29 protein-coding genes and 1 pseudogene are annotated in these 26,114 nt (G+C 61.9%); 19 read left to right on the top strand and 11 right to left on the bottom strand.

The genetic code is table 11. The features are described 5' to 3' along the window. The first annotated feature begins 126 nt into the window (after positions 1 to 126). The 6 genes from P3T22_RS04515 to P3T22_RS04490 all read left to right on the top strand — a co-directional run bounded on the left by P3T22_RS04515 (position 127) and on the right by P3T22_RS04490 (position 6,365). On the top strand, positions 127 to 816 hold the full coding sequence (locus P3T22_RS04515) for a hydrolase (RefSeq protein WP_063496353.1): 690 nt from the start codon (positions 127 to 129) through the stop codon (positions 814 to 816). A gap of 73 nt (positions 817 to 889) precedes the next feature. Continuing rightward, positions 890 to 2,758: an amidohydrolase gene (locus tag P3T22_RS04510; RefSeq protein WP_429324314.1), complete on the top strand. Its 1,869-nt coding sequence runs from the start codon at positions 890 to 892 to the stop codon at positions 2,756 to 2,758. Between the two features lie 51 nt (positions 2,759 to 2,809). Further along, positions 2,810 to 3,451 (top strand): HD domain-containing protein, encoded by a 642-nt coding sequence (locus P3T22_RS04505; RefSeq protein WP_429324463.1) that lies wholly within the window; start codon positions 2,810 to 2,812, stop codon positions 3,449 to 3,451. A gap of 27 nt (positions 3,452 to 3,478) precedes the next feature. Continuing rightward, positions 3,479 to 3,727 (top strand): DUF1427 family protein, encoded by a 249-nt coding sequence (locus tag P3T22_RS04500; RefSeq protein WP_063496351.1) that lies wholly within the window; start codon positions 3,479 to 3,481, stop codon positions 3,725 to 3,727. Between the two features lie 162 nt (positions 3,728 to 3,889). Further along, positions 3,890 to 4,846, top strand: coding sequence for a VOC family protein (locus P3T22_RS04495; RefSeq protein ID WP_429324313.1), 957 nt, complete (start codon positions 3,890 to 3,892; stop codon positions 4,844 to 4,846). After that, the gene (locus P3T22_RS04490) at positions 4,836 to 6,365 is read left to right on the top strand and encodes an alginate export family protein (protein WP_063496349.1); all 1,530 of its coding nucleotides are present in this window, start codon (positions 4,836 to 4,838) and stop codon (positions 6,363 to 6,365) included. Before P3T22_RS04495 ends, P3T22_RS04490 begins: the two co-directional genes overlap by 11 nt. Before the next feature lie 92 nt (positions 6,366 to 6,457). On the opposite strand, the gene P3T22_RS04485 is transcribed toward P3T22_RS04490, so the two are convergent. The 5 genes from P3T22_RS04485 to P3T22_RS04465 form a co-directional block, all read right to left on the bottom strand. Continuing rightward, positions 6,458 to 7,681: an FAD binding domain-containing protein gene (locus tag P3T22_RS04485; protein ID WP_063496348.1), complete on the bottom strand. Its 1,224-nt coding sequence runs from the start codon at positions 7,679 to 7,681 to the stop codon at positions 6,458 to 6,460. Positions 7,682 to 7,683: 2 nt separating this feature from the next. Then, the gene (locus P3T22_RS04480) at positions 7,684 to 8,169 is read right to left on the bottom strand and encodes a VOC family protein (RefSeq protein WP_063496347.1); all 486 of its coding nucleotides are present in this window, start codon (positions 8,167 to 8,169) and stop codon (positions 7,684 to 7,686) included. Between the two features lie 170 nt (positions 8,170 to 8,339). Beyond that, complete coding sequence (locus P3T22_RS04475) at positions 8,340 to 9,047, bottom strand: TetR/AcrR family transcriptional regulator (RefSeq protein WP_063497966.1); 708 nt, start codon at positions 9,045 to 9,047, stop codon at positions 8,340 to 8,342. Between the two features lie 57 nt (positions 9,048 to 9,104). After that, complete coding sequence (locus P3T22_RS04470; RefSeq protein ID WP_158515275.1) at positions 9,105 to 9,266, bottom strand: hypothetical protein; 162 nt, start codon at positions 9,264 to 9,266, stop codon at positions 9,105 to 9,107. Between the two features lie 18 nt (positions 9,267 to 9,284). Continuing rightward, on the bottom strand, positions 9,285 to 10,190 hold the full coding sequence (locus P3T22_RS04465; RefSeq protein WP_063497965.1) for a LysR family transcriptional regulator: 906 nt from the start codon (positions 10,188 to 10,190) through the stop codon (positions 9,285 to 9,287). A 317-nt stretch (positions 10,191 to 10,507) separates the two neighbouring features. On the opposite strand from P3T22_RS04465, the gene P3T22_RS04460 reads away from it, so the two are divergent. Beyond that, a complete protein-coding gene (locus tag P3T22_RS04460; protein WP_429324462.1) occupies positions 10,508 to 11,092 on the top strand; it encodes a DsbA family protein in 585 nt (194 codons plus the stop codon). An 84-nt stretch (positions 11,093 to 11,176) separates the two neighbouring features. Here P3T22_RS04460 and P3T22_RS04455 read toward each other — a convergent pair whose 3' ends face one another. Next, on the bottom strand, positions 11,177 to 11,527 hold the full coding sequence (locus P3T22_RS04455; RefSeq protein WP_429324312.1) for a hypothetical protein: 351 nt from the start codon (positions 11,525 to 11,527) through the stop codon (positions 11,177 to 11,179). A 351-nt stretch (positions 11,528 to 11,878) separates the two neighbouring features. On the opposite strand from P3T22_RS04455, the gene P3T22_RS04450 reads away from it, so the two are divergent. Continuing rightward, on the top strand, positions 11,879 to 13,471 hold the full coding sequence (locus tag P3T22_RS04450; RefSeq protein WP_429324311.1) for a sulfotransferase: 1,593 nt from the start codon (positions 11,879 to 11,881) through the stop codon (positions 13,469 to 13,471). After that, the gene (gene cysC / locus P3T22_RS04445; RefSeq protein WP_063496344.1) at positions 13,468 to 14,040 is read left to right on the top strand and encodes an adenylyl-sulfate kinase; all 573 of its coding nucleotides are present in this window, start codon (positions 13,468 to 13,470) and stop codon (positions 14,038 to 14,040) included. Before P3T22_RS04450 ends, cysC begins: the two co-directional genes overlap by 4 nt. Here the strand turns inward: cysC and P3T22_RS04440 are convergent, their stop codons facing one another. Continuing rightward, positions 14,041 to 14,253, bottom strand: a complete 213-nt coding sequence (locus P3T22_RS04440) for a DUF3820 family protein (RefSeq protein ID WP_006048800.1) — start codon at positions 14,251 to 14,253, stop codon at positions 14,041 to 14,043. Between the two features lie 137 nt (positions 14,254 to 14,390). Between P3T22_RS04440 and P3T22_RS04435 the strand changes: the two genes are divergently transcribed. From P3T22_RS04435 to moaE, 6 genes are all read left to right on the top strand, one after another. Further along, positions 14,391 to 15,443, top strand: a complete 1,053-nt coding sequence (locus P3T22_RS04435) for an NADP(H)-dependent aldo-keto reductase (RefSeq protein ID WP_429324310.1) — start codon at positions 14,391 to 14,393, stop codon at positions 15,441 to 15,443. Between the two features lie 55 nt (positions 15,444 to 15,498). Further along, entirely contained in the window at positions 15,499 to 15,765 is a 267-nt protein-coding gene (locus tag P3T22_RS04430) for a hypothetical protein (RefSeq protein ID WP_429324309.1), read from the top strand. Positions 15,766 to 15,966: 201 nt separating this feature from the next. After that, entirely contained in the window at positions 15,967 to 16,389 is a 423-nt protein-coding gene (locus P3T22_RS04425) for a hypothetical protein (protein ID WP_063496341.1), read from the top strand. Between the two features lie 300 nt (positions 16,390 to 16,689). Continuing rightward, positions 16,690 to 17,922, top strand: coding sequence for a molybdopterin molybdotransferase MoeA (locus P3T22_RS04420; RefSeq protein ID WP_429324461.1), 1,233 nt, complete (start codon positions 16,690 to 16,692; stop codon positions 17,920 to 17,922). 26 nt (positions 17,923 to 17,948) lie between these two features. Then, on the top strand, positions 17,949 to 18,206 hold the full coding sequence (moaD, locus tag P3T22_RS04415) for a molybdopterin converting factor subunit 1 (RefSeq protein ID WP_063496339.1): 258 nt from the start codon (positions 17,949 to 17,951) through the stop codon (positions 18,204 to 18,206). Between the two features lie 88 nt (positions 18,207 to 18,294). Next, positions 18,295 to 18,771 (top strand): molybdopterin synthase catalytic subunit MoaE, encoded by a 477-nt coding sequence (gene moaE / locus P3T22_RS04410; RefSeq protein WP_063496338.1) that lies wholly within the window; start codon positions 18,295 to 18,297, stop codon positions 18,769 to 18,771. Positions 18,772 to 18,796: 25 nt separating this feature from the next. Here the strand turns inward: moaE and P3T22_RS04405 are convergent, their stop codons facing one another. Beyond that, positions 18,797 to 19,345: a group III truncated hemoglobin gene (locus P3T22_RS04405; RefSeq protein ID WP_063496337.1), complete on the bottom strand. Its 549-nt coding sequence runs from the start codon at positions 19,343 to 19,345 to the stop codon at positions 18,797 to 18,799. 303 nt (positions 19,346 to 19,648) lie between these two features. On the opposite strand from P3T22_RS04405, the gene P3T22_RS04400 reads away from it, so the two are divergent. Both P3T22_RS04400 and clpB read left to right on the top strand, forming a co-directional pair. Then, positions 19,649 to 20,149 (top strand): Rrf2 family transcriptional regulator, encoded by a 501-nt coding sequence (locus tag P3T22_RS04400; RefSeq protein WP_429324308.1) that lies wholly within the window; start codon positions 19,649 to 19,651, stop codon positions 20,147 to 20,149. 119 nt (positions 20,150 to 20,268) lie between these two features. Beyond that, positions 20,269 to 22,866, top strand: a complete 2,598-nt coding sequence (gene clpB / locus P3T22_RS04395; protein ID WP_063496335.1) for an ATP-dependent chaperone ClpB — start codon at positions 20,269 to 20,271, stop codon at positions 22,864 to 22,866. A gap of 182 nt (positions 22,867 to 23,048) precedes the next feature. On the opposite strand, the gene P3T22_RS04390 is transcribed toward clpB, so the two are convergent. After that, complete coding sequence (locus tag P3T22_RS04390) at positions 23,049 to 23,594, bottom strand: YidB family protein (protein WP_420488448.1); 546 nt, start codon at positions 23,592 to 23,594, stop codon at positions 23,049 to 23,051. Between the two features lie 37 nt (positions 23,595 to 23,631). Beyond that, a complete protein-coding gene (locus tag P3T22_RS04385; protein ID WP_429324307.1) occupies positions 23,632 to 24,225 on the bottom strand; it encodes a ComEA family DNA-binding protein in 594 nt (197 codons plus the stop codon). Between P3T22_RS04385 and P3T22_RS04380 the strand changes: the two genes are divergently transcribed. After that, positions 24,224 to 24,460, top strand: a complete 237-nt coding sequence (locus P3T22_RS04380) for a hypothetical protein (RefSeq protein ID WP_148662161.1) — start codon at positions 24,224 to 24,226, stop codon at positions 24,458 to 24,460. The two genes, P3T22_RS04385 and P3T22_RS04380, sit on opposite strands and share 2 nt — an antisense overlap. Positions 24,461 to 24,536: 76 nt before the next feature. Beyond that, positions 24,537 to 24,701, top strand: a pseudogene (locus P3T22_RS04375) (MerR family DNA-binding transcriptional regulator); the annotation flags it as partial. A gap of 31 nt (positions 24,702 to 24,732) precedes the next feature. Here P3T22_RS04375 and P3T22_RS04370 read toward each other — a convergent pair. Then, positions 24,733 to 26,112, bottom strand: a complete 1,380-nt coding sequence (locus tag P3T22_RS04370; protein WP_429324306.1) for an MATE family efflux transporter — start codon at positions 26,110 to 26,112, stop codon at positions 24,733 to 24,735. Positions 26,113 to 26,114 lie beyond the last annotated feature (2 nt).

Below are 26,114 nucleotides of genomic sequence, written 5' to 3'. Positions count from 1 at the left end.
TATTAAGGGCTTTGCCAAGGACTCGGCGAAAAGTGGTGGATAGACTGGGCGCTAGTTTTTCTCGCACTCAGGGCGAGTGCGACATGACTTCCCGTGTTCACTAATTTCCTTAGGATGTACAAAGCCATGGCAAATCCGAAACTTGAAGTCCTGACACCGGCAAACTCGCAGATCATTTTCATCGACCACCAGCCGCAAATGGCTTTCGGGGTCCAGTCCATCGACCGTCAGGTATTGAAGAACAACGTAGTAGGACTCGCGAAGGCAGCGCGGGTGTTTAACATTCCTACCACCATTACGACAGTGGAATCCGAAAGTTTCTCGGGATACACCTACCCCGAGCTGCTGGACGTGTTTCCGGGGCACAAAGTGCTCGAACGCTCGTCCATGAATTCGTGGGACGACCAGAAGGTTCGTGACTCGCTGGCTGCCAATGGCCGGAAAAAAGTGGTGGTGGCAGGTCTGTGGACCGAGGTTTGCAACAACACGTTTGCGCTATGCGCGATGGACGAAGGCGACTACGAAATCTATATGGTCGCCGACGCGTCGGGCGGCACGTCGAAGGAGGCCCACGATTATGCAATGCAGCGCATGATCCAGGCCGGCGTGGTTCCGATGACGTGGCAACAGGTGTTGCTCGAATGGCAACGCGATTGGGCGCACAGAGAGACTTACGACGCAGTTATGGCGATTGCCAAAGAGCATTCGGGTGCGTACGGAATGGGCATCGACTATGCCTACACCATGGTGCACAAGGCTCCGCAGCGCGCGGCAGGGTCGCACGAGGTTCTGGCGCCAGTGCCTGCGAAGAAGTAAATAGTCGCCGAGCGCCCGCTTCCCACGAATCGCTCCGCGCGTGAGAAGCGGAGCGCTCCCTATGAGGACCACCATGAATTCCAATACTCCCGAGCCGACGCCGGCCGACGTCGTGTTCTTCAACGGCAAGATCGCTACGCAGGACGACAAGCGTTCATTTGCCGATGCGCTTGCCGTCGCGAACGGCCGTATCGTCGCTTCGGGATCTCGCGAAGCCGTGATGCGTCACGTGAACCACACGACGCGGCAGGTTGACCTCAAGGGGCGCACGGTCATCCCCGGTCTGAACGATTCCCACCTGCACATCATTCGAGGCGGGCTGAACTTCAACATGGAGTTGCGTTGGGACGGCGTGCCGTCGCTCGCGGACGCGCTCGACATGCTGAAGAAGCAGGTGGCGCGCACGCCGGCGCCGCAATGGGTGCGCGTGGTGGGCGGCTGGAACGAATTCCAGTTCGCCGAGGGCCGAGGGCCGACGCTCGAAGAAGTCAATGCGATTGCGCCGGACACGCCGGTGTTCATTTTGCATCTGTACGACAGCGCGCTCCTGAACGCAGCGGCGCTGCGCGCGGCCGGTTATACCAAAGACACGCCCAATCCGCCCGGCGGCGAGATCCAGCGCGATAAGCGTGGCAACCCGACCGGCATGCTGATTGCGCGGCCGAACGCCGGCATCCTGTACGCGACGCTCGCCAAAGGGCCGAAGCTCGCACCGGAAGATCAGCGCAATTCCACGCTGCACTTCATGCGCGAACTGAACCGTCTCGGCGTGACGAGCGCGATCGACGCGGGCGGCGGCTACCAGGCCTATCCGGACGACTACGCGATCATCATGGATCTCGCGAAGCGCAACGAGCTGACCGTACGTATCGCGTACAACCTGTTCACGCAGAATGCCAGGAAGGAAATCGAAGATTTCGCGAAGTGGGTGAAGGTGACCCAACCCGGCGACGGTGACGATTTTCTGCGCGTCAATGGCGCCGGTGAAATGCTGGTGTTCTCGGCAGCGGACTTCGAAGATTTTCTCGAGCCGCGCCCGGACCTGCCGGATACGCTGGAAGACGAACTGGAAGCGGTCGTCAAACTGCTGGTGGCGAACCGCTGGCCGTTCCGGCTACACGCCACGTACAACGAATCGATCGAGCGTTTCCTGAACGTCTTCGAGCGTGTGAACGCCGAGATCCCCTTCAACGGGCTGCGCTGGTTCTTCGACCATTGCGAGACCATCGCGCAGAAGAACATCGAGCGGGTGCGCGCGCTCGGCGGCGGCATCGCGATCCAGCATCGGATGGCGTTTCAGGGCGAATACTTCATTCAGCGATATGGCGAAGAGGCGGTCAAGCGCACCCCGCCCATCCGTCACATGCTCGATGCCGGATTGCCCGTCGGCGCGGGGACGGACGCCACGCGCGTCGCGAGCTTCAATCCGTTCGTTTCACTGTACTGGATGGTGTCGGGCAAGACTGTTGGCGGCACGGCGATGTATGCCAGCGAGAACCGTCTTGACCGGATGGAAGCGTTGCGCCGCTACACGGTAGGCAGCGCATGGTTCTCGAACGAGGACGACCGCAAAGGCGCGCTGGTGCCCGGCCAGTTCGCGGACTTCGCGGTACTCAGCGAGGACTACTTCACCGTCGACGAAAGCCGCATCAAGTTTCTGACCTCCGCGATGACGGTGGTGGGCGGCAAGGTCGTGTATGCCGACGACGAATTCGCGCCGCTTGGCCCCCCTGATCTGCCGGTCAGCCCGTCGTGGTCGCCGGTCGCGGAATTCGGCGGCTACAGCCGTTACAAGCCGACCGCGGTGGCGTGCGTGGATGGCTGCGTGAATCTGTGCGGCGTGCATGCCCATGCCCACGGCTGGGCGTGGCGTAAAAATGTGCCGGTCAGCGATTCGAACGGCTTCTGGGGCGCTTTGGGCTGTAGCTGTTTCGCATTCTGATCGCCACGGCTTCGTGCCAACACGCGAGCGAGGACCATGATGCCGACCCTCATGAAGAAAACCATTGCCGGCATTGAGATTCCCGATGGTGTGATGGCTCAGGCGGCGACCGCTCAGATCCGGGGCACGGAGTCAGAGTTGATCTTTCACCATTCGCTACGAGCATTTCTGTTCGGTGCGCTGATCGGATATCGCGAAAGCCTGACATTCGACGCCGAGCTGCTTTATGTCGCTGCGATGTTTCACAACGTTGGGCTGAACGTGAAGTATCACCGGTCGCCGTACCGGTTCGAGGTGGACAGCGCGAATGCCGCGCGCGATTTTTTGCGGCGGCATGTCGTCATCGAGCGTTTGATCGACGAAGTCTGGACGGCGATCGCGCTGCACACGACACCGGGCATTCCGGAACATATGTCGCCGCTGGTCGCGCTGATCAGCGCCGGCGTGCAGATGGATGTTCGGGGCGCCCGCTACGACGATTTCACCGCACAGCAGTGCGATGAAATCGTACAGGCTTATCCGCGCGAATCAGGCTTCAAGAGGAGGATCATCGAAGCCTATGCGCGTGGCATGGAACATCGGCCGGAGACGACGTTCGGAACGGTGAATGCCGACGTCCTGGACCGGTGGGACCCGAACTATCGCCGCTTGAATTTCTGCGGACTGGTGCTGGGATCGGACTGGCCCAATTAACAGGTGTTTCTGGAAAGGACGAATAGCATGGGCTACATCATTTCTCTGGGGGTCGGCTTTTGCGTTGGCCTCCTATATTGGCTACTCAAGGTGCAGTCGCCGGCGCCGCCGCTGATTGCGCTGGCCGGATTGCTCGGCATGGTGTTGGGCGAGCACGCCATCCCGGTCGTCAAAACGCAGTTATTCGCGCAGACGACAGTTGAGGTCGCTGGGCCGGGAAAGGGCGCTGCAGCGCAAAAGGCCGTGGCGCCCGACACGACGAAGCAGGGCAGCTGACGTGACAGGCGCAGGTCCTTCGCCTGGCTGAGCAGCGTCGATTCGACACGACGCCCCCGTTCCCGCGCTGATCGCGGACTGCGCAAACGTGCGCCAGACAACATACACCGCCTCGATCAGAGGCAGACCATTCAAACTTTGCTAATACATGTGGGTAATGCCATGTTCAAGTCGTTTCATCGGCCCCGTCCACTCGCATCGCTCTGCGCGGCGATACTGATTGGATTGACATCGGTTGCATCCGCATCTGCATTCGCCGATGCCGGGCCGCCGGAGGTGTCGAACGGAACAGCCGCATCCCCCGCGAAATACCCCGACGTATCGGTCGGCGCGCAGTACGACACGACTCACGTGTATGTGGCTTCGGCCGATCTCGACGCGTTCGTCAACAGCTTTCTCGCGACCTTCGGCGGCAAGGCATCCCAACGTGCGGTTTTCACGGTGACGCCCACGCCGAGCAAGACGGCGTCGCAATATGTGCAAACGCCGGTCGGCATGCTCTCGGTGTTCGGCTTCGAAACGGCGATTCCGTATCCGTTCGGCAATGAGCGAACCGGGTATCTGGTCACCGATATCGACAAGGCGGTGAAGGCCGCGCGTGCGGCCGGCGCCGACATTGTCGTCGACCCGTTCGACGATCCGATCGGCAAGGATGCAATCATCCGATGGCCGGGCGGCGTCACGATGCAGCTCTATTGGCATACCAAGGCGCCGAACTATGCGCCGTTGCAGAGCGTGCCGGATAACCGCGTGTACGTGTCGCGCTACGAAGCGGACAACTTCGTGCGCCGGTGGCTGCGTTTCTCGCATGGCAAGGTGCTGTCGGACAACCCGCGTGCGGACGCCGGCGTGATCGGCCGGCCGGGCGAGACGATCCGTGTGATTCGCATCAACTCGGGCTTCGGCCATATGGTCGTGTTCGTCACGGACGGCAAGCTGCCGGTCCCGTTCGGGGGTGAAACGACCGGTTATAGCGTGGACGATGTCGCCCAGACGATCGAGCGCGCACAAGCGGCCGGCGCGAAGGTGCTTTACCCGCCGTATCACAGCGCAGCGGGTACGACGGCCATGCTCGAATTCCCGGGCCGCTACATTGCCGAAGTGCACGATGGCAAGTGATGCAAACGTCACGAAGCCATTGAGATCATTGAAGGCACGCGGGCGCGCGCCGCGCCTTTCCGTGCGGCGCGCCGCCCGCGCCTTGCTGATCAGCACGGGTCTCGCGGCCGCGCTGCCGGCTTCAGCGGCGGATACGGCGCTCGGCGGAGCTGACGATACCACCACGGCCAATCCCGCCGTGACTGCGGCTCCGGCGAGTGCATCGTGTGTGCGGCCGGCAATCATGTTCAACCGCTGGCAGGAAAACTGGGGGGTATTGGCGAATCCTTGCGTGCCGAAGCGGCCGTTCGATTCGCTGAAGTACATTCCGCTGTTCGGCAATCCCGACGCGTACATCTCGCTCGGCGTGGTGCTGCGCGAGCGCCTGGAGATGAACGATGCGCCGCTGTTCGGTCTCGGCTCGGGGCATGACGACACGTACCTGCTGCAACGTCTGGACGTTCATGCGGATATCCACCTCGGCCCTCACGTGCAGATCTTCACGCAATTCGAAGACGCGCGGCCCTACGGCAAGGACAACGTCACGCCGGTCGATAAAAATCCGCTGGATCTGCGCCAGGCGTTCGTCGCGATTACCGAGCCGCTTGGACCCGGCACCTTCAGGTTCCGCGTCGGCCGGCAGGAAATGGCGTTCGACTTGCAGCGCTTCGTCGCGGTGCGCGACGGCCCGAACGTGCGTCAGGCATTCGACGCGCTATGGGCCGACTATGAAACCGGTCCATGGCGCTGGATCGCCTATGCGACGCAACCGGTTCAGTATCGCGACAATTCGGATTTCGACGACGTCTCCAATCGCGATCTGACATTCAGCGGCGTGCGCGTGGAGCGCAAAAACGTCGGGCCGGGTGACTTGTCGGCGTACTACTCGCGCTACAACCGCAGCAACGCGCACTTTCTCGACGCAGTCGGCGACGAGCATCGCGACGTCTTCGATGCGCGCTATTCCGGCAAAGTCAACCATATCGACTGGGACGTGGAGGGCATGTATCAATCGGGCCATGTCGGCAGCAAGACGATCGGTGCGTGGGCGGTGGGCTCGCTCGCCGGCTACACGCTGACGTCCGTGCCGTGGATGCCCCGGCTCGGCATCCAGGTCGACGCCGCGTCGGGCGACAACCACCCGGGCGACGGCCGCGTCGGTACGTTCAATCCGCTGTTCCCGAACGGCTATTACTTTGCACTGGCCGGCTATACCGGCTACTCGAACCTGGTTCACGTCAAGCCGTCGCTCGTCCTTAAACCGGACAGCAAGCTGACGCTGCTGGCCGGCGTGGGGCTGCAATGGCGCGAGACCACCGCTGACGCGGTCTACCAGCAAGGCTCGGCGGTCGTGCCGGGCACGGCGGGACACGGCAGCAGCTGGACGGGGTTCTATACGCAGCTTCGCGCTGACTGGGCCGTCGCCGCGAATCTTGCCGCGGCGCTCGAGGCCGTGCATTTTCAGATCGGACCGTCGCTGCGCGAATTGGGCGCCCGCAATTCCGACTACATCGGCGCGGAACTCAAATTCGGCTGGTAGAAGCGCAATCTGCAAACCCTGCCAGATGAGGTCATGTTATGAGCACGACAGTTGGTCGAACCCGCCGCGGCCACAACGAACGCTTCGAACACTTAAAAGCGTGCAGGTACCGCGGTCTCGCGCATCACCGCATCGGGCGTGCGATAGCGCTCGGCCATTTCACGGTCGACCTCGTTTTTCAATTGCGCCTGCATGTAAGCGCCCAGATGGCGTGCGTGCTGGACGATGGCCGTGCCGACTTGCGTGCGCACGCGGCTGTACTCCGCGAGTGCGTCCTGAACGTCTGCATGGCTCTTCAACGCGCTGACGAGCGCCATTGCGTCGCTCGCTGCCTTGGTGACGCCCATGCCGCAGTGCGGCCGCGCCACGAACGCCGCGTCGCCCAGCAAGGCAACCCGGCCGAACGCCATGTGCGGCACTTCGAGATCGAAGATGGGTTGAAAGAGCGGTTGCGTCGATTTGGTCACCACTTCGCCGAATTGCGGCGCGAGTAGCGTGAGCGCCGCGTCTTCCATGTCGGCGAGCACCTCGCGGCGAATCAGCGTTGGCGGAATGCCACCCACCCAACGTTTGCCGGATGCATCGGTCAGCAGGTTCGGCAACTGGATGTCTTCGCTTGTCGCGCGGTACCAGACGAAGTTGTAACGGCGTTCACCCGGGGTCGTGCTGTTGCCCTGGCCGGCAACCGGATAGCCGAGAATCTGTTCGCGCGGGGGCAGGCAGAAGGCAAACTTGTCGAACAGTGCCTCGCGCGTTGCCAACGACAGCGAGGTTTCGTCGACCAGGCCGCGCCATGCGACATAGCCGGCATACTGAAGCTTCACGTCAGGCAGGAACCGCTCGCGAATCGCCGACTTGAAACCGTCCGCCGCAATCACGAGATCCGCGCGCAATACCGTGCCGTCACCGAGCGACACGCTTGCCTGATCGGCTCCGTCTTCCACGGCTACGACCGTGCCGCCGGCATGGTAGTGGACCTCGGGCAGCGCCGCGCGCAGCACGTGATACATCTTGCCCCACGCGGTCAGGGTCTGCGGCAGTTCGCGCTCGGACAACACCGCGCCGCTCTGCGCGAAGGTCACGCGCGACTGCACTTTGACGCCGATCGAGTCATCGATTGCGATTCCGGCGGCCGTCATGGCCTCGAATAACTCGGGATGGGTGACGATGCCGGCGCCGCGGCCGGCCAGTTCTTCAGGAACGCGCTCGAAAATGTCGACATCCCAGCCATTGCGGACCAGCAGATTGGCCGCAAACAGGCCACCCAGCGAGCCACCGGCGATGATCGCCTTTAAACGTGCCGAAGGATTGGCCATGCTTACTCTCCTGCGTCAATGGATGCCCGATCGATGGCCGGATGTGCTTCGGCCAGACCGGTGAGTTCTTCGGCGGGGAAATTCAGTTCGATGGTCACGCCGGACGGGTCCTCGATGAACACCTGATGCAGGCCAAGGCTCGGCACCGTGCGATCGCGCCAGGCGACGCCTTCGGCTTGCAAGGTTTTCCACATGTCTTCGACACCCGTCGCAAGAAATGCGATGTGGTCGACCGTGCCGGTCCCGCTGGCGGGGAGTGCCTTGTCGCCGAGATAGGCGGTGAGTCCGGCGGGATTGTCTGGATCGACGCCAATGATGTGGACGGTGCCGAAGTCGGCCTCATCGCCGCCCTTGTAAAGCCACGCGCCGGGAAAATCGAAGGGCGGGCGGTAGCCCCGCTTGAAACCGAGAATCCGCTCGTAGAAACGACAGGATTTCTCGAGGTCCATGGTGCGGATCGAGTAGTGCGCAAGTTTTGACACGGGCATAAGGAACTCCTGACATGCTATTTATCGATCGATTAGTGATCGATGGATAAATTGTAGGCGAACGCGTCGGCAGGAGAAAGCGGCGTAGCGACGGTGTTTACCCTGAAAAACGCACAGGAGGCTGCGCGATGGGCGATGAAGCGAGCGGCCGGCTGTGATTCCGGCCGGCGTCAGGCTTTGGCTTTGCTGGACGCTTTCGTTGCGTGCTTGAGCGCGTCAGGCACGCCATTGAGGAAGGCGTCGACCTGGCGCGCGATGTGGTCTTCGACGTTGTCGCTGACCGGTAGCCCGTAGATCCATTTCCGGACGCCGAGATAGAAGATGCTGGCGTGCAGGCTCCAGATCAGCTCCAGATCGATGTCGCGCTGCTTCGTGCTGGACGATGCCGGGAGGTCATAGGCCAAACGGATTTCCGCCATGACGGGCAGGAACACGCGTTCGCGCAGCCGCGACAGATATTTGGAGTTGATGCCTTCGCGCGTCAACCCGGCGAAGATGAAAATCCGGATCCATTCGCGCCGCAGAATCACGCTGGCGTACGACGAGTAGAACCTGACCATCCGTTCCTGGATCGGCACGGAGCGGTCCTTGATCAGGCTTTCCCAACGCGTGTCCCATTGATAGACCTCTTCGTACACACGGTCGATCAAGGCTTCCTTGCTCGGAAAGTAGCGGTAGAGAAGCGGTTGAGTCACGCCGAGTTGGCGCGCGAGTTCGCGGGTGCTGCCGGAGAATCCGTGGGTGGCGAAGTGGTCGACGGCCTTCAGCACGATCTGGCGCTCCCGCACTTCGGGGGCAAGGCGTCGCGTGATGCCCTTCTCGATGTCATGCACCTCGCTCGTCGACGCTGCGCCGACCGTCCGTACTTTTCTCGGCATGGTGTGTTCGGTACCCAGGATGTTGGGACGCATCATACAAAGATTACCCCGGTCTGGCTAGGCGAAGGCGCCTTGCGGCCGCGCTTGTCGAGCATGCCCGATGCGGGCGATCGTCGAAGGAAGAGCGACGAGACTGTCGAACTGGCACGAGCCACGTACGCTGGCCGCACGCAGAACTGACGAGTAGCTCACGGCCATGGTTTCGTGCGTCATCGTCATGATGCACCGCGTAAGCGGTCACTGAGGGCGGCCGGCCAGTTCGGACACGAAATCGATAAACGCATTGACTCTTCGCGACCCCCGCTGATTGGGCAGATACAGTGCGCTCACGACAGCCCGTGCGTCGTTCGGTCCCGCCTCGAACTCGGCAAACAGCCGGGTGAGGGCGCCTGACTGAACATCCGACGCCACCAGCCAGTCGGGAAGCAACGCGATGCCCATACCGTCCAATGCCGCTTCGCGCAACACTTCGGAACTGTTCGCCTTGAGTCTGCCCGTCACCGGCACGCGTTTTTCTTCCTTGTCACGCGAAAACGTCCAGACTTGAGGTTCTGTCGTGTAGGTGAATCGAAGGCATTCATGGTCGATCAATTCGTCAGGAGACGCGGGATAGCCTGCCCGATCGAGATATTCGCTGCTCGCGACAAGATAACGAGTGAAGATGCCGACGCGCTTGCTGACGACGTCGGCCATGGCAGCGACCTCACCAAGGCGAATAGCGACGTCTATGCGCTCGCTCACCAGATCGACAAAGGCATCGCTAAGTTTGACGTCCAACTCCAGCTTTGGATATTTTTGCAGGAACACCGTGAGGGACGGTGCGATCCGTCGGGATCCGAATGCGACGGGCACGGACACGCGCAGTGGGCCTGACGGTTCGCCGCTTCTGTCCGAAACCGATGCATCGGCGTCGGCCAGATCTTCGAGCAGCTTTTTCGCCTTGGCGTAGTAGGCGGTCCCTGCGTCGGATAAGGTCACCTGGCGGGTGGTCCGATTCAGGAGTACCGCGCCCAGTTCCTTCTCAAGCGAATCGACAGAGCGCATGACCGAGGATGTTGCCAGATCGAGGCGTCGTGCCGCACTCGAAAAACCGCCTGCCTCAGCGACTTCCACGAACGCCCGAAGCGACAATAGCTTGTCCATAACCTTGGCCCATACAGTTTCGGGTTTGCGGTGGGCGCGCCATGCGGCGAGCGCGGTCATCGTTCCCAATGTATCAGAACCATTAATTATCATATGAATAATTGTGGTCAAACCGACGCCCGGCAATTGCAGGCAGTTTTTTGACTTGGGGGATTACCCGGATTGGCCCACCGCTTCTAAGTATCGATCTCCAGCAGCGCTACCGCTGGGCTCCGTATCGAGGACCTTCACCTTTCCGGTCAGGCACTCGCGGCGAAGCATTCACAATGCGCTCACTCGTGGTGTGCCGAGCGGCGAAAAGCGGCTCCGTGCGCGAGATGAGTTGTTCCAGGCAGACTACGCCGTTCGCCCCATCTCATTGCATGCCACGCAAAAGAACGTTGCCTCGCGTTGCCATTCCGATCGGCCGGTGGCCGCGCTATCGTTTGTTGTGCAAACAATCCCTTTTGGAGAAGGTCGATGAATGCGCTGAATATCGAGGTCACATACGATTTCATTTGTCCCTGGTGCTGGAATTCAACCATGCGCTGGCGAAGCGCACGCCGAACACGCTCGCCGCGCATCGGCTTGTATGGGTGTTGCAGCAAAGGCATGATGTAACGGCGCTAGTGGAGGCGATCTTCCATGCGTATTTTTCCGCTGGCCGCGATATTGGAGACGTCGCCGTGTTGACGGAGATCGCTGCGGCGACGTGTTTCAAGAAAGACAAGGTCGAAGCGTTTTTTGCGTCGGACAGGGGTGTAGACGAAGTGCGCGCGCTTGAAGCTCGGGCGATCGAGCGTGGCGTGAACTCGGTACCGTCGGTGAAGATTGGCGACGAAATTATCAGCGGCGCACAGTCTGTCGCGCTATTTCGGGCAACCCTTGAGAACGCCCTGAAACCCAGCGCCACCGTGGCGTAAGCAGAGCCGCGCTGACTATGGGCTGCTTCGGCTGCTCGCCTCGAAGCTGGGGTGGCAGCCCGGCTCGCGCTGCGCATAGCGGCGTCAATGCCCATGCCCCCCATGGCTGCCGCCACTGCTCCACGATTCGCCGCCGTTGCCGTGGGAGCCGCCACCACCGCCGTGCCAGCCGCCTCCGTGCCACCCTCCGCCATGCCACCCGCCGCCGTGCCAATACCCGCCATGCCCATGGTAGTAATAACAGCACGGGCCACCACCCCAACCGCCCCAGATGTCGACCGTACCGTAAGCCGGTCCATACACCGGCCCGTAGGCATAACCGTAGCCGGGGTAATAGGGTTGCGCGTAGGTGTAGTCGTAGCCCGGCGCAACCACGCAGCCGGTGAGACCTGCCGCCACGGCCAACATCGCGACTGATGCAATGAGCCTGCTCACGATTTTCTCCCACGTATGAGAATGAGAAAAACGGCGTGCCCGGGAGTTCAGCAGGATTTGTGTCCGCAAATTACGGGGCGGATGCGCCATCGCGCCTGCCTGACACCGCCGTGGCGATCCAACGCCATAGCGGCCGCGCATTGCGACGGTCTTCCGAATCATGACGGAATCATGGCGGTGTAATAGTTCGTTAAATTTTCGAAGCATAACTGTAAGGCGCGCCTGATAGTTTCCCGTCAGACAATTTCCCTTTGAATCGAGACCGATGCTTGTGCTGACGCTGGACGAAGAAGAGCGCATGCGACATTGCCGGGCCGCCCGGTGCGAAGCCTGAAAAGAACCTGGCCGTCAATGAAGCACGATCCACAGCCTGCGACCGCATCAGAATGGCGCGCCGAAGGCGACGCCTGCGCCGCTCGCGGCGAACTTGAGGCCGCACTCCAGTGTTTCGAAGCAGCGCGTGTGCTCGATCCGGTCGACGCCGTCGTCCTTGAACGCCTCGCCGCGACGCTCGCCGCGCTGAACCATTTTTCCGAAGCCGTCGTCCGCTATCATGAAGCAACCATGTTCGATCCGCGGAACGCCGATTTGCACCACGGCCTCGGCTGGTCGCTCGAGCAGATGCATCGGCTCGAGCAGGCGGTAGACGCCTATCGCGAGGCGGTCCGGCTCAATCCGAAAGCCGACGGCTCGTACAACAACATGGGCAACTGTCTGCAGGCACTCGGTCGTTTCGACGAGTCGCACGAAGCCTATCGCCGCGCGATCGAGGCGGCCCCGCAGGTGCCGCTGTATTACCGCAACTTCGTTCAGTCCAAGCGCCTTACCGCCGACGATCCGGTGTTCGTCGCGCTCGAGCAACTCGCCGGCGTTGCCGCTTCGCTCACACTCGTCGATCAGGCGGAGATGCACTTCGCGTATGGCCAGGCGCTGTCCGATGTGGGCCGCAACGATGCGTCGTTCGATCACTTCCTGAAGGCCAACGCATTGCATCGCACCGGCGTGCGTTATGACGAAGCCGCGTCGCTCAGTCTGTTCGCCCATTTGCCTGAGGTACTGACGTCAGAGGAGCTGGCGGCCAAACGTGGTCTGGGCGACCCGTCGGCTGCACCGATTTTTATCGTCGGGATGCCGCGCTCCGGTTCGACCCTGATCGAACAGATTCTCGCGAGTCATCCGCACGTTTTCGGCGCGGGTGAGCGCACGGAGTTCGGCGAGGCACTGGTGAATTGCATCGGCCACCATGTAGACGACCCGTTGCGCATCGATATCGAAGCATTGCAGGGCGTCGGTGCAACGCAATTGCGCGCGCTCGGCGCCGATTATTTGCGCCGCATGCGCATGTCGCTGCCGGAAATACCAAGCGGAGCGCCGGGTTACACGCACTTCACCGACAAGTATCCGTTCAATTTCATCAACGTCGGGCTGATTCATCTGGCGTTGCCGAATGCGCGCTTCATTCATAGCAGCCGCTCGCCGTTGCAAAGCTGCCTGTCGATCTTCTCGCGAATTTTTCACGACGTGCCGTTCAGTTACGATCTCGGTGAGCTGGGTCGCTACTATCGCGCGTACGACGCGCTGATGGCACATTGGCAACGCGCGTTGCCCGAGGGTACGATGATCCAAATCAAATACGAAGAGCTGGTCGAAGATCTCGAAGGCAATGTCCGGCGTTTGCTCGCGCATTGCGGACTCGACTGGGACGCGCGCTGCCTATCGTTTCACCAGACCACGCGGCAGGTGAACACGGCAAGCGCGGCGCAGGTGCGCCGCCCGCTCTACAAGACGTCGGTGCAGCGCTGGCAGCCGCGGCAGGTGTTGTTGCAACCCTTGTTCGACGGCCTGGGACCGGAGTTGGCGCCGGCTGACAGCGTCGGCGCGCAGCAGCGTGCACCTCTGGCAGATGCCGACGCGGCGGCTGCGGGCACGGAGCGGAAGTCATGAGCGCTATCCGCGGGGCCGTCATATGGATGACCGGTTTGTCCGGCGCCGGTAAATCGACCTTGGCCGACGCGTTGCACCAGCGTCTGAAACAAGCCGGGCATGCTTCGATCGTGCTCGACGGCGACGTGCTGCGACGGGGCCTGACCGCCGGCCTCGGCTTCACACCCGAAGACCGCGCCGAGAATCTGCGGCGGGTCGCGCACGTCGCGGCGCTGGTCATGCAACAGGGTTTCATTGCGATTGCCGCGGTGATCTCGCCGGAGCATCAGCATCGGCGCATGGCTCGCGAGATCGTTGGCGGCGGGTTCGTCGAAGTATTCGTGAAGGCGCCGCTGACGGTGTGCGAAGCGCGCGATGTCAAAGGCCTCTACGCGCGTGCACGGCGCGGCGAGATTCCCCATTTCACCGGTATTTCGGGGCCGTTCGATGTGCCGCTCGACCCCGATGTCATGATCGAAACCGATCGGGTGTCGATCGACGAGGCAGTAGACCGCTTGCTCGTGCATCTGCGCGCCATGGGTTGCCTGCCCAGGGAACGCGGGCTCGGCAAGCCTCGTCTCGCGAAATAGTTAGCGCTTGCGCAAAGGCTCGATCAGCGACGACAAGCCGTTGTGATCGATCTCGTGCATCAAAGCCAGCAGGCGGCCGATTTCGCCCGGCGGAAAGCCCTGGCTCGCAAACCAGTTCAGATAGTGACCGGGCAGGTCTGCGATCAGCCGGCCCTTGTATTTTCCGTAAGGCATCACGCGCGTGACCAGGAGTTCGAGGTGTTCGGGATTCATCGCAGACGGGGTGACGGAAAATTCATTGAGCGCGCTGGTGCGAGCGCCTGCTAAAGCAGCATTTTAGCCGCGCTGCAGGCATTGCGCCGGCATGGTAACGTCAGCGCTTTCCGTTTACACACAACAGGACAGGTTCGATGGAATACCGCAGACTCGGCGACTCGGATGTGAAGGTTAGCCTGATCGGTCTGGGCACCATGACATGGGGCGAGCAGAACACCGAGCAGGAAGCGCACGCACAGATCGATTACGCGCTCGACCGCGGCGTCAATCTGATCGACGCCGCGGAAATGTACCCGGTGCCGCCGCGTCCCGAGACGCAAGGCTCGACCGAACGCTATATCGGGTCATGGATCGCGCAGCATCGCAGCGCACGCGAGAAGATCGTGCTGGCCACCAAGATCGCCGGCCCGGCGCGCCAGCCGCACAATCCGCGCCATATTCGCGGCGAGGGCAACCAGTTCGACCGCAAGAATCTGACCGAAGCGTTGAACGATAGTCTGAAGCGCCTGCAAACGGACTATGTCGATCTGTACCAGTTGCACTGGCCGGATCGCAGCACGATGACGTTCGGCCGTCCCGCCTATCCGTGGGTCGACGACGCGTACACGGTGCCGATCGAAGAAACGTTGTCGGTGCTCGCCGAATTCGTCAAGGCGGGCAAGATCCGCCATATCGGCGTGTCGAACGAAACGCCGTGGGGTATGGCGCAGTTTCTGCGCGCCGCGGAAAACCTCGGCTTGCCGCGCATCGTTAGCATCCAGAATCCGTATAGTCTGTTGAACCGCACGTACGAAGTGGGTCTGTCCGAGTACGCGCATCGCGACAACATCGGCTTGCTGGCGTATTCGCCGCTGGCCTTCGGCTGGTTGTCGGGCAAGTATGAAGGCGGCGCGCGTCCGGCAGGCGCCCGCATTTCGCTGTTCGAGCGCTTTCAACGCTACAGCAAGCCGCAAGCGGTTCAGGCAACCACGCGCTACGTGGAACTGGCGAAGCGTCACGGGTTGTCGCCCGCGCAGTTCGCGCTGGCCTTCGTCAACAGCCGGCCGTTTTTGACCAGCAATCTGATTGGCGCCACGTCGCTCGATCAGCTGAAGGAAAACATCGCCAGCGTCGAGGTGAAACTCTCGCCGGAAGCGCTAGCGGACATCGACAAGCTGCATGAGCTGCAGCCCAATCCGGCGCCTTGACGCGGTTGCGCTTGCGCGCGGTGAGTTCTCGCCGAGATCCCGGAACAGTCCCGCCATGATCTGCAGACCCTCGCGTACCACCGGCCCGAGCAGATGCTCGTTCGGCGCGTGCTGCGAGCACGCCGACGACGGCTTCGTCGCGATACCGCTGACGCACCCGCAGATGCGTCAGCACAGCATCCAGGTGCTGACGATGGCCGGACTGGCGTTGCCGCCGTCGGTGAAGGCGTTCCGCGACCATTTGATTGCAGAGATTGGCGGCGCGAAACCTTCGGATGCTGCGGCGCCGAAGCCGGCTCGAAAGTGCGGCCAGACGCATTGATTGCATTGAACAGCAAATCTCTCTGCCGGACGGCGAATCACGTCCTAAACTGTGGGGACGGAGCGGGCTGGACGGCCTCCAGTGCGTGGCTCGCGTTGCCGCGGCCCATACCAGTGGTAGGATTCAGCCCGAAAAATGGAGAGCGGTACGCGCTGAATGGGCGTGCCGTTCACAACAGAGCGATAGGACTCAGGACATCGAATGGCGCAACAAAAAACAAACCCAAAACTTGAGCAGGCGCTGACGCGCGGGGATCTTGCAATTCGCCAGGCCAACTCGGCTCGGGCGACGGCGTTGCTGCGCGCGTTGGGCAAGATGATCGTCGATGCGTCGGCGACGATCGGCGTGGAGGCCTTCACGCTGATTCCGGACGGCGACAAGATTTACGATCCCACCGACGGGCTGTGGCCACAGGAATTGCAGGTTTCGCTCGACGGCCCGGTCGAGGAGGCCGATCCGGATGAAGTTCGAACTGTGCGATTGATTGCTGATGATCCGGGCACGGTGTTCAGGGTCGAATGGCAGCGGGCAGATGGAAAGATCGGGCGTCAGGATGGGGGGCCGTTTGCAACGGTGGCTTTTATTTCCGATGTGGATATTCCCTGGACGGATGATGAGGATTGAAAAGGGTTTTGGCCTTTCCATGAATTGATATTGGATGATTGGCGTCGCCCCTGTGCGGGGCGGGCAGCTGTTTTTGTTCGCCTGCCGCAAAGAAGAGCGCGGTACGCATACTGGAAAAGTCCAACGCCACAGGCGCACAAAAGAACACCACCGCCAAAGGCAAAAACCCCACCACCGCCAAAGGCAAAAAAACCACCATAACGCCAGGCCGCCACCGGCCACCACGATCGACCGCTACAATATTCTTTTAACCTGCGGCTTCGAGACCCAAAGATGTCCACCCCAACGCCCCGCGCTCCGATGCTCTCCACCGCCGAAGCGTTGACGACTCTGCTCAGCGCGGCGACCCCGATCACCGGAACGGAATCGATCCCCACACTAGACGCGCTCAACCGGGTGCTATCGGCAGACGTCATTTCGCCGCTGGACGTCCCTCCCATGAACACCAGTTCAATGGACGGCTACGCGATCCGCACTGAAGATCTGACAACCGATGGCAACCGCCGCCTGCCGGTCTCGCAACGCATTCCAGCCGGTCACGCGCCCGAGCCGTTAGAGCGAGGCACGGCCGCCCGCATCTTCACCGGCGCCACGGTGCCGCCGGGCGCCGACGCCATCGTGATGCAGGAGCAAACCGAGGCCGCCGGCAACGAAGTCACAATCCTCCACAGCCCGGCATCCGGCGAATGGATCACGGGCCAAGGCGCGGACATCCGTAGCGGCTCGATCATTCTTCCCGCGGGCACGCGGCTGACGCCGCAAGCATTGGGGCTCGCCGCCTCGGTCGGTTGCGCCGAACTCCAGGTGCGCCGCCGCGCAAAGGTTGCCGTGTTCTTCACCGGCGACGAACTGACCATGCCTGGCGAACCGCTGAAACCGGGCGCAATCTACAACTCGAACCGTTTCACGCTGCGCGGGCTGCTGGAAAAATTAGGCTGCGACGTCACCGACTACGGCATCGTCCCCGATAAGCTTGACGCCACCCGAACAACACTGCGCGAAGCCGCGCAGGCACACGATCTGATCCTGACTTGCGGCGGCGTGTCGGTCGGCGAGGAAGATCACGTCAAGCCGGCGGTCGAGGCCGAAGGGCGCCTGTCGATGTGGCAGATCGCGATGAAACCGGGTAAGCCGCTCGCGTTCGGCGCAGTGCGCCGCGCCGCTCAGCAGGCAGATGCGGCTGCATCAGACGAAACCTTTTTCATCGGCCTGCCGGGCAACCCTGTTTCCAGTTTCGTGACATTTCTACTGTTCGTGCGTCCGTTCGTCCTGCGTCTGGCCGGCATGCAGACGGTGGCGCCGCGCGCGCTGTCGCTGCGCGCGGATTTCACGCAGAACAAGGCCGACCGCCGCAACGAATTCCTGCGCGCGCGCGTCAATGCGGCCGGCGGCCTCGATCTGTTTCCCAATCAGAGCTCCGCTGTACTGACATCGACCGTATGGGGCGACGGCCTGATCGACAATCCGCCGAACCACGCAATCAGCGTCGGCGAGACCGTGCGTTTCATCCCCTTTTCCGAATTGCTGAACTGAGGCCGGCAACAGCCGGCAGCTTCCCGATGAAGATTCAACTCCGATATTTTGCAAGCGTGCGCGAAGCGCTTGAAACCGCCGACGAAACGGTCGATTTGCCCGACGGCATCGCGACCGTCGGCGACGTGCGCGCCTGGTTGCGCGTGCGCGGCGGCGTCTGGGCCGATACCCTCGCCGAAGGCCGCGCGCTGCGCATGGCCTGCAACCACGTGATGACCGATGCTGGCACGCGCATCACCGAAGATTGCGAAGTCGCGTTCTTTCCGCCCGTCACTGGCGGGTGAGCCGCCCCGACGGCCGCAAAAAGCCGCGCTAAAGCACGCCAACCGGCTAAGCCGCGCTGAGCCGCACTAACCCGCACAGGAGCCAGAGATGCCCGTTCGCGTCCAGACGGAAGATTTCGACCTCACCGCCGAGGTTGCCGCGTTACGCGCGCGCAATCCGAAGATCGGCGCGGTGGCCTGTTTTGTCGGCACCGTGCGCGATCTGAACGACGGCAGCGCGGTCGAAACAATGGAGCTCGAACACTATCCGGGCATGACGGAGAAGTCGCTGGAAGCGATCGTCGTGAGCGCGCGCGAGCGCTGGCCGGGGATCGAGGTGCTGATCGTGCATCGGGTCGGCAAGCTTTATCCGCTCGACCAGATCGTGCTGGTGGCGACCACCGCCGCACATCGGGGCGAGGCTTTCGCGTCGTGCGAGTTCGTGATGGACTACCTGAAGACCCAGGCGCCGTTCTGGAAGAAAGAGAAGACCGAAGAAGGCGAGCGCTGGGTCGATGCCCGCGTCACCGACGACGCGGCGCTGGCCAGATGGGGCATCGAATCGGATAACCAGGACGCGGATTAGGGCGCGCGCTTCTCAAGCGCCCGCGTCAATCGTCGTTCGCTTTCCCGATGATCCGCGTCGGAAACGGTTCACCAGGCGGCCGTGTCGGGGCGACCCCGGCGTGCTCGTCGTCGCGCGGACGCCGCTTCGGTGCGACGCGCTCCAGCAACGCCTGTTGTTCCTCCGGAATCTTGTAATTCCAGCCGAAGCGGCTCAATTGCAAACTCTGCGCGATACGCAGCGCCGGTTCCATGAAGCGGACCGCCGCCGCCGGCTGATAGCGCGACTCCACCGTATCCAGAAACAGATACAGCCAGCGGCTGAAATGCTGCGGCTCGACACCCTCGAGCGGCTGATGCGCCTGCTGCACATTGCCGCGGTATTGCTTCGCGCCCAGCACAAGACTACCCCAGAACGTGCACATCTTGGGCAAGTGGTCGTCCCAACGGCCCGCAAGCGTCGCGTCGAACACGGGGCCCAGCAGCGGATCGGCGCGCACGCGGTCGTAAAAGCCGTAGACGAGCTCGCGAATATTCGCCTCGGTAGGCTCGGCGGCGCGCTCGACAACCGGTGCGGCAGGGAAAGACGGATTCATGCAAATTCCAGATAATGCAGTGATTCATTGTGGATCGTCGCGCGGTGCCACAGACGGTCGGGAATGGCCTCAAACTGTGTCCAAACGAAAGGAAGTAGGCTGCGAATGCCCCGCTTTTCGGATGAATGGCCTATGCGGGAGACGTTACCATTGCTGCCGAAAGACAAACACCGCCTGTCAGCGCAGAATGACAAAATATGCGCGGCGCCTGCATCTTAGGGCGAAGCGACGGCCCCTCGCAACCCTTGCATCGACGCGGTTATCCCCGGATCGCGGCTTGCGCTCATCGTGACACCTGCACTTATGAGACTGACCGACTATACGGATTACGCATTACGCGTCCTGTTATACCTCGCCGTCCGTGGCGAAGGCTTATCGACCATCCAGGACATCTCGGACGCGTACGGGATATCCAAGAACCATTTGATGAAGGTGGTGCAGCAACTCGGCGAACTCGGCTGGGTCGAGACCGTGCGCGGCCGTAACGGCGGCCTGCGGCTCGCCGAACAAACCAACGCGTTGACCGTGGGCGAGATCGTGCGGGCCACGGAAACCGACTTTGCACTGGTCGGCTGCTTCCCGGACCCGCAGGGTGAGCGCCGGGCCTGTGTCATTACACCGCAATGCCGTATTCGCGGCGCGCTCGAGGCAGCACGCAACGCGTTCCTCGCCGAACTCGACCGCTACACGATCGGCGAGGTTGCGAAGCCGCACCGCCCGCTGGCTGCGCTGCTTGGTTTAAGCACCATCATTCCGATTGTGCCGGTCGCACCTGCTGGCGGCGAAGCCGGGCCGCCATCCTGAAATCCGCCGGCAAGTTCTCGTGCGTCAAATGTTAAATAGTTGTTGCTGATGCAAAAAAACGCTTGAAACCTGCGTAAAACGCCTCAATTTGGTGGTAATCGAAAATTGGAGGTCTCTTGATGAGAATCGACAAACTTACCACTAAATTTCAGGAAGCACTGGCCGACGCACAGAGTCTTGCCGTCGGTCATGACAATCAATACATCGAACCGGTTCATGTCCTGTCGGCGCTCATCGCCCAGCAGGACGGTTCGGCGCGTTCGCTGCTCTCGCGTGCCGGCGTCCATGTGCAGGCACTGCAAACCGCGCTGAACGATGCCATCACGCGCCTGCCGCAAGTGCAGGGCACCGACGGCAATGTGCAGATCGGCCGCGAACTGACCGGCTTGCTGAACCAGGCGGACAAGGAAGCACAAAAACTCGACGACACGTTTATCGCGAGCGAGATGTTTCTGCTTGCGGTCGCCGACGATAAAGGCGAGGCCGGCCGTCTCGCGCGTCAGCACGGTCTGTCGCGCAAGTCACTGGAAAGCGCGATCGCGGCGGTGCGCGGCGGTTCGCAGGTGCATAGCCAGGACGCCGAAAGCCAGCGCGAAGCGCTGAAAAAGTACACCGTCGATCTGACCGAGCGTGCGCGGGCGGGCAAGCTCGACCCCGTGATCGGCCGCGACGACGAAATCCGCCGTTCGATCCAGATCCTGCAGCGCCGCACCAAGAACAATCCGGTGCTGATCGGCGAACCGGGCGTGGGTAAGACCGCGATCGTCGAAGGGCTCGCGCAGCGGATCGTCAACGGCGAAGTGCCGGAAACGCTCAAGGGCAAGCGCGTGCTGTCTTTGGACATGGCGGCGTTGCTGGCCGGCGCCAAATACCGCGGCGAGTTCGAAGAACGCCTGAAGGCCGTGCTGCACGACATCGCGAAGGACGAAGGCCAGACCATCGTCTTCATCGACGAAATCCATACGATGGTTGGCGCGGGCAAGGCCGAAGGCGCGATGGACGCAGGCAATATGCTCAAGCCGGCGCTCTCGCGCGGCGAACTGCATTGCGTCGGCGCCACCACGCTCGACGAATATCGCAAGTACATCGAAAAGGACGCCGCGCTCGAACGCCGCTTCCAGAAGGTGCTGGTCGACGAACCGTCGGTCGAGGCAACCATCGCGATCCTGCGCGGCTTGCAGGAGAAGTACGAACTGCATCACGGCGTCGATATCACCGACCCGGCGATCGTCGCCGCAGCCGAATTGTCGCATCGCTACATCACGGATCGTTTCCTGCCGGACAAGGCCATCGATCTGATCGACGAAGCTGCTTCGAAGATCAAGATGGAAATCGACTCCAAGCCGGAAGAGATGGATCGGCTCGACCGTCGATTGATCCAGTTGAAGATCGAGCGCGAAGCCGTCAAGAAGGAAAAGGACGAAGCGTCGCAAAAGCGTTTGCAACTGATCGAAGAGGAAATCGAGCGCCTCGACCGCGAATATTCGGATCTCGAAGAAATCTGGACCGCGGAAAAAGCGGCGGTGCAGGGCAGCGCGCAGTTGAAGGAAGACATCGAGAAAACGCGCGCGGAAATCACACGCTTGCAGCGCGAAGGCAAGCTCGAGAAGGTTGCCGAGTTGCAGTACGGCAAGCTGCCGGGTCTCGAGGCGCAGTTGAAGGAAGTGACCAAGGCCGAAGCGAACGAGCAGAACAACCCGACCCGGCCGCGTCTGTTGCGCACTCAGGTGGGCGCAGAGGAAATCGCAGAAGTCGTCTCGCGTTCCACTGGCATCCCGGTGTCGCGCATGATGCAAGGCGAGCGCGAAAAGCTGCTGCAGATCGAAGAGAAACTGCACGACCGCGTGGTCGGTCAGGACGAGGCGATCACCGCGGTGGCGGATGCGATTCGCCGCTCGCGTGCGGGTCTGGCGGATCCGAACCGGCCGTACGGCTCGTTCCTGTTCCTCGGGCCGACCGGTGTGGGTAAAACCGAACTGTGTAAGGCGCTGGCGTCGTTCCTGTTCGATTCGGAAGATCATCTGATCCGCATCGACATGAGCGAATTCGTGGAGAAGCATAGCGTCGCGCGGTTGATCGGCGCGCCGCCGGGCTACGTCGGTTACGAGGAAGGCGGTTATCTGACCGAAGCCGTGCGCCGCAAGCCGTACAGCGTGATCCTGCTCGACGAAATCGAGAAGGCGCATCCGGACGTGTTCAACGTCCTGCTGCAGGTGCTCGACGACGGCCGTATGACTGATGGCCAGGGTCGTACCGTGGACTTCAAGAACACGGTGATCGTGATGACGTCAAACCTCGGCTCGCAGGTGATTCAGGCGATGGTCGGCGAACCGCAGGAAGTGGTGAAGGACGCGGTCTGGGAAGAAGTGAAACTGCATTTCCGGCCCGAGTTCCTGAACCGGATCGACGACGTCGTGGTGTTCCATGCACTCGATCGTTCGAACATCCAGTCGATCGCGCGGATTCAGCTGCAACGTCTGCAAGAACGGCTTGCCAAGCTCGACATGCAACTGCTGGTGTCGGACGCGGCGCTCGAGCACGTCGGCAAGGTCGGCTACGATCCGCAGTTTGGGGCGCGGCCATTGAAGCGTGCGATCCAGCAGGAGATCGAGAACCCGGTCGCCAAACTGATACTCGCCGGGAAGTTCGGTCCGAAGGATGTGATTCCGGTCGAAGTGGAAGACGGCAGGCTGGTATTCGACCGCGTCGTGCACTAAGCGACAGGCGTTCGGCAGACCTTAGGTAGACCTTAGGTAGGAAGTGGCTGCGGTACAAGCCGAGCCTCCCAAACGCATTTGCCAAACGCGTCTGCCAAAAATCAGAAGCGGCAACGAAGATGACTTCGTTGCCGCTTTTTTTTCGCCTTTTGGCGGGTGCTCAGGACATCTGACGAGGCCGCTTACGCGTTGCCCTTGCCGAACAGTGCCGACAGACCGCCAAGCGCGCCGAGCACAGTCGTCGAATTCAGTGTGCCTTCGGCGGGCACTTCGCCTTCCGGCGTCGCTGCGTTGACGACGTGCGGCAGAATCTGCGACAACAGGCCCGTGACCTGATCCGGCTGCACGCCAGCTTTCGCCGCGAGGCTGGCGACAGCATCCGAGCCGAGCACGCTATGGAGTGCATCGGGTGTGATCGGCTGGTTCTCACCGTTACCGACCCACGACGACACAACGTCGCCGAGCCCCTTTTCCCTGAAGCTGCTGATCAGGCCGTTCAGGCCGCCCGGCTGGCTGTTGACGAATTCGAGTGCGGCGGAAACCAGGGCTTGCTGGCCGCCGTCTTCGGGCGATTTGCCAACCAGGGAACCGATAGTGTCGAGTAGGCTCATGACGGACTCTCTTGAATGCCGACGCGTGCTTGACGGGTCGGCGGGTGAAAACGCTGCGCGGTTGCGCGGCGTTGGGGAGGCGGGACGGACGGCGACGGGGCGGCTTATATGCGCCATCGCGCGATCATCGCGCTGCCGATGCTCAAGCCAAATATTACGCGCCGGAGGCTGCGGCAGCCGATGCAGCCTTGCTCGTCTTCGCCTTCTTCTTCGAGGCCTTGGTGCCGGACGCGTCGGCCGGCGTGCTGGCTGCGGCGGCCGTGGCCGGTGCCGAAGCGGCAGCCGCGTCGGACGCCGCGGCCTTGCTCTTCTTCTTCGATTTCGATGCCTTTGTGCCTGACGCTTCGGCCGGCGCTGCGGTCGCCGTCGGGGCCGGTGTCGCGGCCGGCGTGGTGGCAGCGGGTGCCGCCGCCGGTGCCGCCTTGGTGCTCGCGGCGCCGGTCGACTTCGCGGCTGCCTTGGCGCCGGTCGGCGGTGTGGACGAGCCGTTGACGGTCAAACCCGCCGCTTCGAGATTAGCCACTGATTTGGTGCCGAGGCCTTTGACGCGAGTAGAGAGATCGTCAGCATCCTTGAACGGGCCGTTCTTGGTGCGTTCGTCGATGATCGCTTTCGCATGCACCGGGCCGATACCCTTGACCGATTCGAGCGCGGCCTGATCGGCGGAATTCACTTCGACGGCAGCCGCAAATCCGGCCGACAGCGACAAAGCCAAAGCAACGCAAAGCATCAAAAGCTTCTTCAGCATGGCAAGCACTCCATTGAGGGCGAAAAAGTTGGCCGCAAAGGGAAAAACTCGGGACGACGCAGCCTGTCAGCAGGCGCTGCGCTTAAGCATAGAACAAATTGCGCGCCCTTATTTGCAAACGCCGACGATTTATACCGATCGATTCATGACAAGTAAATCAGGCTGGACAATATTTAAAGCTTTTGCCTGGCGATTAAGCAGTATTGAGTTTATCGATCAACGCAGCGAGTCGTAAAAATGACAGTCCGGACAAATGACAGCGTCTTCCACTTGACTTAGAGTGCACTCGAAGTCCCAACCTGAGTTCCGTCATGTCGAAAATGTCAAAGGCACTCACCATCGGCGAGGTCGCCGGGACGATCGGCGTCTCCACCCACACGCTGCGCTACTACGAACAGGCCGGCCTGATTCGGGCGGTTGGGCGCACGCAGGCGGGGCATCGCCTGTATTCGCCGGCCGAGCTGGGCTTTCCACGAAGGGGGCAATTTTGCGGCGATCTCCGTCGCGTCAAACCGCCGAATCCACCCTGACCACCGGCTCGGCGCGCAAATACCGCTTGCTCACGCCACGCCAGTACAACAGCAAACCGATGCCGGCAATCGCCAGGCTCGCCGTATTGGCGACCCAAAAGCCGCGCGCGCCGGTCAGCCATTCCGGCGTGGTGCCGGAGACATTGAAGCCGAGCAGATATCCGCCGCCGAGTCCCACGCCCCACAGCGCAACCGCATAGATGACGGTTGGCACGACCGCCACCTTGTACGCGCGCAGCACGAACGCGGTGGTGATCTGCAAGGCATCGAACAGGTGATAGCAGACGACGATCAGCACCAGCGGCATCGCTGCCGCCGCGACCTGCGCATTCGGCGTATAGCCTTCGATCACATACGGCCGCAGCACCAGCACGATCGCGCCGTAACAGCAGGCGATCGCCACGGCCATCATGATGCCGTGCCGCGACAGCGTGCGCGCCGCTTCCGGGCGACGCGCGCCCAGTGCCTGAGCGACCAGCGTAGACGAAGCGATCCCGATCGACAGCGGCGTCATGTAGAGCACTGCGCCGATGTTGCCTGCGATCTGGTGTCCGGCGAGCGTCGTTGTGCCGAAGCGTGCAATGAAGAGCGCCATGAACGTGTACGAGGTGACTTCGATCAGGTAAGACAGACCCATCGGAATGCCCAGGCGCAGCTGCGCCGCCTGCCGGCGCCAGACCGGCCAGCAGAAGTGCGCAAAGATCGCGAACGGCTTGAAAACGTAGACGCGTGTCAGCAGCAGCATCCCAACCACGGCCAGCCCCCAGTTGATCGCGGTGCTGGCAAGCGCGCAGCCCGGGCCGCCGAGCGCCGGCACGCCGAGTCCGCCAAAGATGAACCATGTGTTGAGCGGAAACTTGAGCAGCAGCGCGCCGATCTGCAGGATCATCACGAGCCGCGGTTTGCCGACCGCATTGGTGATCGAGCTGTAGACGCGAAAGGCGAGGCCGGCCGGCAAGCCGAATGCCAGAATCTGCAGGTAGGCGACCGTGCGCTCATGCAGCGCTTCGGGCACACGAGCCAACTGCAGCACCGGCCCTGGAAAATAGAGAATCAGAAAGCCGATCACGGTCAACGCGAGCGCGAGCCACAAAGCCTGGCGCACTTCTTCGCCGATCTCGACGTACCGGCGCGCGCCATAGAGTTGCGCGGTGATCGGTTGCAGCGCGGTGAGGATGCCGGTCAGACCGATGTAGACGGAAATATAGATCGACGAGCCGAGGCCGAGTGCGGCGAGATCGACGGCCGAATAGCGGCCGACCATCGCCGTGTCGATTACGCCGAACGCGATGATCGCCAGCTGGCCGATCAGCACAGGCCATGCGAGCCCGGCGATTTTTCGCACGTCGGCGAACATGA

Origin of the sequence: Paraburkholderia sp. GAS348, assembly GCF_050434205.1 — a bacterium.
Taxonomy (GTDB): domain Bacteria; phylum Pseudomonadota; class Gammaproteobacteria; order Burkholderiales; family Burkholderiaceae; genus Paraburkholderia.
The sequence above is the reverse complement of the archived record's forward strand: the minus strand, read 5'-3'. Positions and strand labels throughout refer to the sequence as shown.

Excerpts from the sequence above, each read along its gene's own strand:
- P3T22_RS04515 (WP_063496353.1), top strand. The coding sequence starts at position 127 with ATGGCAAATCCGAAACTTGAAGTCCTGACACCGGCAAACTCGCAGATC.
- P3T22_RS04510 (WP_429324314.1), top strand. The coding sequence starts at position 890 with ATGAATTCCAATACTCCCGAGCCGACGCCGGCCGACGTCGTGTTCTTC.
- P3T22_RS04505 (WP_429324463.1), top strand. The coding sequence starts at position 2,810 with ATGAAGAAAACCATTGCCGGCATTGAGATTCCCGATGGTGTGATGGCT.
- P3T22_RS04500 (WP_063496351.1), top strand. The coding sequence starts at position 3,479 with ATGGGCTACATCATTTCTCTGGGGGTCGGCTTTTGCGTTGGCCTCCTA.
- P3T22_RS04495 (WP_429324313.1), top strand. The coding sequence starts at position 3,890 with ATGTTCAAGTCGTTTCATCGGCCCCGTCCACTCGCATCGCTCTGCGCG.
- P3T22_RS04490 (WP_063496349.1), top strand. The coding sequence starts at position 4,836 with ATGGCAAGTGATGCAAACGTCACGAAGCCATTGAGATCATTGAAGGCA.
- P3T22_RS04485 (WP_063496348.1), bottom strand. The coding sequence starts at position 7,681 with ATGGCCAATCCTTCGGCACGTTTAAAGGCGATCATCGCCGGTGGCTCG.
- P3T22_RS04480 (WP_063496347.1), bottom strand. The coding sequence starts at position 8,169 with ATGCCCGTGTCAAAACTTGCGCACTACTCGATCCGCACCATGGACCTC.
- P3T22_RS04475 (WP_063497966.1), bottom strand. The coding sequence starts at position 9,047 with ATGCCGAGAAAAGTACGGACGGTCGGCGCAGCGTCGACGAGCGAGGTG.
- P3T22_RS04470 (WP_158515275.1), bottom strand. The coding sequence starts at position 9,266 with ATGACGATGACGCACGAAACCATGGCCGTGAGCTACTCGTCAGTTCTG.
- P3T22_RS04465 (WP_063497965.1), bottom strand. The coding sequence starts at position 10,190 with ATGGACAAGCTATTGTCGCTTCGGGCGTTCGTGGAAGTCGCTGAGGCA.
- P3T22_RS04460 (WP_429324462.1), top strand. The coding sequence starts at position 10,508 with ATGAGTTGTTCCAGGCAGACTACGCCGTTCGCCCCATCTCATTGCATG.
- P3T22_RS04450 (WP_429324311.1), top strand. The coding sequence starts at position 11,879 with ATGAAGCACGATCCACAGCCTGCGACCGCATCAGAATGGCGCGCCGAA.
- cysC (WP_063496344.1), top strand. The coding sequence starts at position 13,468 with ATGAGCGCTATCCGCGGGGCCGTCATATGGATGACCGGTTTGTCCGGC.
- P3T22_RS04440 (WP_006048800.1), bottom strand. The coding sequence starts at position 14,253 with ATGAATCCCGAACACCTCGAACTCCTGGTCACGCGCGTGATGCCTTAC.
- P3T22_RS04435 (WP_429324310.1), top strand. The coding sequence starts at position 14,391 with ATGGAATACCGCAGACTCGGCGACTCGGATGTGAAGGTTAGCCTGATC.
- P3T22_RS04430 (WP_429324309.1), top strand. The coding sequence starts at position 15,499 with ATGATCTGCAGACCCTCGCGTACCACCGGCCCGAGCAGATGCTCGTTC.
- P3T22_RS04425 (WP_063496341.1), top strand. The coding sequence starts at position 15,967 with ATGGCGCAACAAAAAACAAACCCAAAACTTGAGCAGGCGCTGACGCGC.
- P3T22_RS04420 (WP_429324461.1), top strand. The coding sequence starts at position 16,690 with ATGCTCTCCACCGCCGAAGCGTTGACGACTCTGCTCAGCGCGGCGACC.
- moaD (WP_063496339.1), top strand. The coding sequence starts at position 17,949 with ATGAAGATTCAACTCCGATATTTTGCAAGCGTGCGCGAAGCGCTTGAA.
- moaE (WP_063496338.1), top strand. The coding sequence starts at position 18,295 with ATGCCCGTTCGCGTCCAGACGGAAGATTTCGACCTCACCGCCGAGGTT.
- P3T22_RS04405 (WP_063496337.1), bottom strand. The coding sequence starts at position 19,345 with ATGAATCCGTCTTTCCCTGCCGCACCGGTTGTCGAGCGCGCCGCCGAG.
- P3T22_RS04400 (WP_429324308.1), top strand. The coding sequence starts at position 19,649 with ATGAGACTGACCGACTATACGGATTACGCATTACGCGTCCTGTTATAC.
- clpB (WP_063496335.1), top strand. The coding sequence starts at position 20,269 with ATGAGAATCGACAAACTTACCACTAAATTTCAGGAAGCACTGGCCGAC.
- P3T22_RS04390 (WP_420488448.1), bottom strand. The coding sequence starts at position 23,594 with ATGGCGCATATAAGCCGCCCCGTCGCCGTCCGTCCCGCCTCCCCAACG.
- P3T22_RS04380 (WP_148662161.1), top strand. The coding sequence starts at position 24,224 with ATGGCAAGCACTCCATTGAGGGCGAAAAAGTTGGCCGCAAAGGGAAAA.
- P3T22_RS04385 (WP_429324307.1), bottom strand. The coding sequence starts at position 24,225 with ATGCTGAAGAAGCTTTTGATGCTTTGCGTTGCTTTGGCTTTGTCGCTG.
- P3T22_RS04370 (WP_429324306.1), bottom strand. The coding sequence starts at position 26,112 with ATGTTCGCCGACGTGCGAAAAATCGCCGGGCTCGCATGGCCTGTGCTG.